At 67.5% G+C, this 4773-nt stretch carries 4 protein-coding genes; all 4 read right to left on the reverse strand.

The window, feature by feature from the left end:
* Positions 1–17: 17 nt before the first annotated feature.
* The 4 genes from FV228_RS20635 to FV228_RS20650 all read right to left on the reverse strand — a co-directional run bounded on the left by FV228_RS20635 (position 18) and on the right by FV228_RS20650 (position 4374).
* The gene (locus FV228_RS20635) at positions 18–1886 is read right to left on the reverse strand and encodes an extracellular solute-binding protein (RefSeq protein WP_246693969.1); all 1869 of its coding nucleotides are present in this window, start codon (positions 1884–1886) and stop codon (positions 18–20) included.
* A 389-nt stretch (positions 1887–2275) separates the two neighbouring features.
* A complete protein-coding gene (locus FV228_RS20640; RefSeq protein WP_147856329.1) occupies positions 2276–3487 on the reverse strand; it encodes a putative DNA modification/repair radical SAM protein in 1212 nt (403 codons plus the stop codon).
* Positions 3488–3759: 272 nt separating this feature from the next.
* Positions 3760–4137 (reverse strand): type II toxin-antitoxin system death-on-curing family toxin, encoded by a 378-nt coding sequence (locus FV228_RS20645; protein ID WP_147856330.1) that lies wholly within the window; start codon positions 4135–4137, stop codon positions 3760–3762.
* Positions 4138–4146: 9 nt separating this feature from the next.
* On the reverse strand, positions 4147–4374 hold the full coding sequence (locus tag FV228_RS20650; RefSeq protein ID WP_147856331.1) for an AbrB/MazE/SpoVT family DNA-binding domain-containing protein: 228 nt from the start codon (positions 4372–4374) through the stop codon (positions 4147–4149).
* Between the last annotated feature and the right edge of the window lie 399 nt (positions 4375–4773).

Here is a 4773-nt window from a genome sequence, read left to right on the forward strand (position 1 = left end):
CCGCCAGGACCGGCCCGTCACCGCGGGGCCCCGGTCTTGGCGGCGCGCGCCTCGTCGTACCACCAGGTCGTCGGGAAGCCGGAGCCGGCGTAGCGCGGCAGCACGGAAGGGTGGCTGAACCGGTTCCAGCGCAGGGTCCGCTGCTCGCTCGCGGACCATTGCGGCACGACGTAATCGTGCGCCAGCAGCACCCGGTCGAGGGCCTTGGTCGCGGCGATCACCCCGGCCCGGTCCTTGGCATAGATGACCTTCTCGATCAGCGCGTCGATCCCGGGATCCTTGATCCCGATCAGGTTGCGCGAGCCCGGCTTGTCGGCCGCCGCCGAGCCCCAGAACTCGCGCTGCTCGTTGCCGGGCGACAGCGACTCGCCCCAACCGTTGGTGGTGATGTCGAAGTCGAAGTCGCGGATCCGGTTCTGATACTGCGCGGCGTCGATCACCCGCATCGTGGCGTCGATGCCGATCAGCTTCAATTGCGCCGCGAAGGGCAGGATCACGCGCTCGAACGCGTTCTGGAACTCCAGGAACTCGACGGTCAGCGGCTCACCGGTCGTCTTGTTGACCATCTTGCCGCCGCGCAGCTCGTAGCCGGCCTCGCGCAGCAGCCCCACCGCCTCGCGCAGGTTCTTCCGCACGGCCTCCGGGTTCTCGTTGACCGGGTTGGCGTAGGGCGCGGTGAAGACCGAAGCCGGGATCTTGTCCTTGACGCTCTCCAGGATCTCCCTCTCTTGCCCCTCGGGCAGGCCCGAGGAGGCCAGTTCCGAGCCGAAGAAGTAGGAGTTGATCCGCTTGTAGAGGCCGTAGAACAGGTTCTTGTTCATCTCCTCGAAGTTGAGCGCCAGGTTGAACGCCCGGCGGACCCGCGGATCCTTGAACTTGTCCCGGCGCGTGTTGAACGCGAAGGCCTGCATGATGCCCATGCCGCGCTCCGGGAACGCCTCCTTGATCAGGCGCCCTTCCTTGACGGCCGGGAAATCGTCGTAGGCGGTCGCCCAGTTGCGGGCGATGTTCTCAGCCCGGAAGTCGTAGAGGTCGCCCTTCAGGGCCTCGACCAGTACGGTGCCGTCGCGGAAATACTCGTGGCGCTCGGTGTCGAAATTGTACCGCCCGACATTCACCGGCAGGTCCTTGCCCCAGTAATCCGGCACGCGGGCGTAGGTGACGCTGCGGCCCGGCTCGAACTTGGCGAGCCGATAGGGGCCGGAGCCGAGCGGCGGCTCCAGGGTGGTCTCGGTCGGGCTGCGCGGCTTGCCGTTGGCGTCCTTGCCCGTCCACCAGTGCTTGGGCAGCACCCGCAGCTGGCCGATCACCTGCGGCAATTCGCGGTTGCCCGTCTCGCTGAACGTGAAGGTCACCTCGTGCGGCCCGGTCGCCTCGGCCTTGGCGACGGTCTGATAATAGGCGGCGTAGAACGGGCTGTTGGCCTTCAGCACGCCGTAGGACCAGACCACGTCCTCGGGGGTGATCGGCTGGCCGTCGTGCCAGCGGGCGTCGTCGCGCAGGCGGTACGAGACCGATCCGAGGTCGGGGGCGACCCGCACCGCCTCGGCCAGCAGGCCGTAGGACGTGAACGGCTCGTCCGAGGATTCGGTCATCAGCGTATCGTAGATCTGCAGCACGCCGCCTTCGAGGTCGCCCTTCAGGCCCGAGACGATCATGTTGAAGTTGTCGAACCCGCCCTGCATGCCCAGGCGCACCAAGCCGCCCTTGGGCGCGGCCGGGTCTGCGTAGTCGAAATGCTTGAAGCCGGGGCCGTATTTCGGCTCGCCCATCAGCGTGATCGCATGGGTCCACTGGCCGGTGGCGGCCGGGATCGACGCCTCCGTGGCGGCCGCGCTCGCCGCCGGTTCCTGCGCGCGGGCGGGGGCGAACTGGAGGCAGGCGATGCAGAGCGTTGCGGCGAGGAGGCGTCCAGTCACGGGCGGGCTGTCTCCATGTCATCGCACCAGGCGGTGCGGGAATTCGGGCTTCCGAAGGGTCTTAGGCCGGGTGCGGCCCGGGCGTCGAGGCCGCTTCTTTGCCGGTCGGTGCGCGACCGTGACGTCACCTGCGGCGTGGGGCTTCTTGAGGCGGGCCGGATCCGCGCCACGCCCTCCCCCCTCTGCGGGGGAGGGTGGCCCGCGAAGCGGGTCGGGAGAGGGGAGCAACGTTTCTGGAAAGGGCGCAACGGTTGCTTCATCCTGAACCGTCGCGCTGCCCCTCTCCCGACCCCTACTGACGCAGGGCCCACCCTCCCCCGCAGAGGGGGGAGGGAAAGTCGCGCTTCCGGCCTTCATCAAAACAAGCTCAGCTGCCGGGCCGGCTCGACCAGCCGTTCGCGCAGGTCGAGCCGGTCGGTGAGCCCGACCGGGCGGTGGTCGGCGGCGATCAGGAACGGGCGCGCCCGCTTCAGCCCCGATGTCAGGCGGGCGACGTCGTCGAGGCGCAGGGTCGCGTGGCGGCGCGCCGTGATGATCTTATCGACCGCTTTGGCCCCGAGGCCCGGCACCCGCAGCAGCCATTCCCGCTCGGCCTTGTTCACGTCCACGGGGAACTTTTCGCGGTGCTTGAGCGCCCAGGCGAGCTTGGGGTCGATGTCGAGGGCGAGCATGCCGCCCTCGGAGGCGTCGGCGACCTCGTCGGGGGTGAACTCGTAGTACCGCAGCAGCCAGTCGGCCTGGTACAGCCGGTGCTCGCGCTGAAGGGGCGGCGGCTTCGGCGGCAGGATCGCCGACCCGTCCGGGATCGGGCTGAACGCCGAGTAGTAGACCCGCTTCAGGCCGACGCTGCCGTAGAGATGCGCGCTCTTGCGGATCAGGGCCTCGTCGGTGGTGGCGTCCGCGCCGACGATCACCTGGGTCGAGTGCCCGGCCGGGGAAAAGCGCCGCTTCTCGGCCTTGGCCTCGACGATACGCTCGCCGATCTGCGCCATCGCGTTCTGGATCGCGGCGCCGTCCTTCTCGGGGGCCAGGCGCTGCAGGCTCGCTTCGGTGGGCAATTCCACGTTGATGGAGAGCCGGTCGGCGTAGAGGCCGGCCTCCTCGATCAGCCAGGGGCTCGCCTCCGGGATCGACTTGAGGTGGATGTAGCCGGCAAAGCCATGGTCGCGCCGGAGCGACTTCGCCACCCGGGTGAGCAGTTCCATCGTATGGTCGGGCGACTTGATGATGCCCGACGACAGGAACAGGCCCTCGATGTAGTTGCGCCGGTAGAAGTTCAGGGTGAGGCTCACGACCTCCTCCACGGTGAACTTCGCCCGCCTCACATTCGAGGAGCGCCGGTTGATGCAATAGGCGCAGTCGAACAGGCACCAGTTGGTCAGCAGGATCTTCAGCAGCGAGACGCAGCGCCCGTCCGGCGTGTAGGCGTGGCAGATGCCGGCCCCGGTGGTGGAGCCGAGCCCATCCTTCCCGGCCGCGCGCTTCGGCGCCGCCGAGGAGGCGCAGGAGGCATCGTACTTGGCGGCATCGGCCAGGATGCGCAGTTTCTTGGCCAGGGTTTCGTCCATCGAACAGACAATGAAGGAGAGGCCTTAAGAGGCAAGGCCGACCGGTGCCCGGCCCCCGTCCGCGATGCCGCACCCTGCGCACAGGCAATACCTCGGTGTGCGCTCCTGCCGAGGAGGCACTCATGTGCGACACACCGCACGCGCCGGATCATCCGGAACACCGCGCTGTCGGTCGGTGCCGACGGGAGCCAGTACTTTAGCGGTGGCGAGCAAATCTCTCCTAGCGCATCGTCTTTTTCCGAAAGCCGGAAACCACCTTTCGGGACGATGCTCTAGATCCGAGCCCTGATCCAGGCGGCCATCGCCGCTTCATCCATCTCGCCGGAGGCAAGCGCCAGCCAAGTGGCGACGATCTCAGCATTCATGGCGGTCAGCTGCCGGCCGTTCAGTTCGATGAACGTTTCGGTCACGACCATCGAGACCCGCTTGTTCCCGTCAATGAACGGATGGTTCTTCGCGAGGCCGAAGGCGTAGGCCGCCGCCAGATCGGCGAGATCGGGCGGAGGGTCGCCGTAGGCTTCCAGGTTCTCCGGCCGGCCGAGCGCGGAATCGAGCATCCCCTCGTCGCGGATGCCCGGCGAGCCGCCGTGCTCAGCCAGCTGCTCGTCGTGCAGAGCGCATACGACGTCCTTGCGGACCCAGACTCTCATGGCGGAGCCTTACTTCGCGAGTTCGCGAAGAGCCTCGCGACGACGCTTCATGACCGCCTGCGCGACGACCATCTGGCTCTCGAAGTCCGGGTTGTAGGGCGTGAGCCTGTAGCTCCCGTCCGGCGCTTCGGTCAGATGGACGACATCGCCCTTCTCGACCTTGAGCCGGGTGGAGACCTCCTTCGGCAGTGTCAGGCTGAGGGAGTTGCCGTTCTGGGTCACCTTGAGCGAGATCATGCCCATCTCCGCCGCGTCATGATATTTGTCATAACGTAGACGCTCGTTTGCATCCCTGCAAGTGGGTTACAGGACGACGAACACCTTCTGCTCGGCACTCAACAGCCTCGCTTGGCGGCTGGGATGCGGTCTCCGACAATCCCAGGATGACCGACGCGGAACTGGCCGAACTGCAGCCGGCGAGCGCGGTGCCGGAGGTCTTCCGTCTGCTACCGAAGCGCGGCCAGTCGAGAGCCGAAGCGGCCGAAGGCTCGCGCCTGATCGATCATTCCGGCTCGTCCAGCTCGGCATCGACCACCCGGCGAGCAAGATCGTAAGAGAAACCGGCCCGGGCCAGGGCGCCGAGGTCGCGGTCGCGGTGGAGCGCCCGCGTGTCGGGCCGGCGATGCGTGCCGAGGC

The organism is Methylobacterium sp. WL18 (assembly GCF_008040015.1).
Classification (GTDB): Bacteria; Pseudomonadota; Alphaproteobacteria; order Rhizobiales; family Beijerinckiaceae; genus Methylobacterium; species Methylobacterium mesophilicum.

What these genes read in the sequence shown, in the direction of transcription:
- FV228_RS20640 (WP_147856329.1), bottom strand. Translation starts at nt 3,487, where the DNA reads ATGGACGAAACCCTGGCCAAGAAACTGCGCATCCTGGCCGATGCCGCC.
- FV228_RS20650 (WP_147856331.1), bottom strand. Translation starts at nt 4,374, where the DNA reads ATGATCTCGCTCAAGGTGACCCAGAACGGCAACTCCCTCAGCCTGACA.
- FV228_RS20645 (WP_147856330.1), bottom strand. Translation starts at nt 4,137, where the DNA reads ATGAGAGTCTGGGTCCGCAAGGACGTCGTATGCGCTCTGCACGACGAG.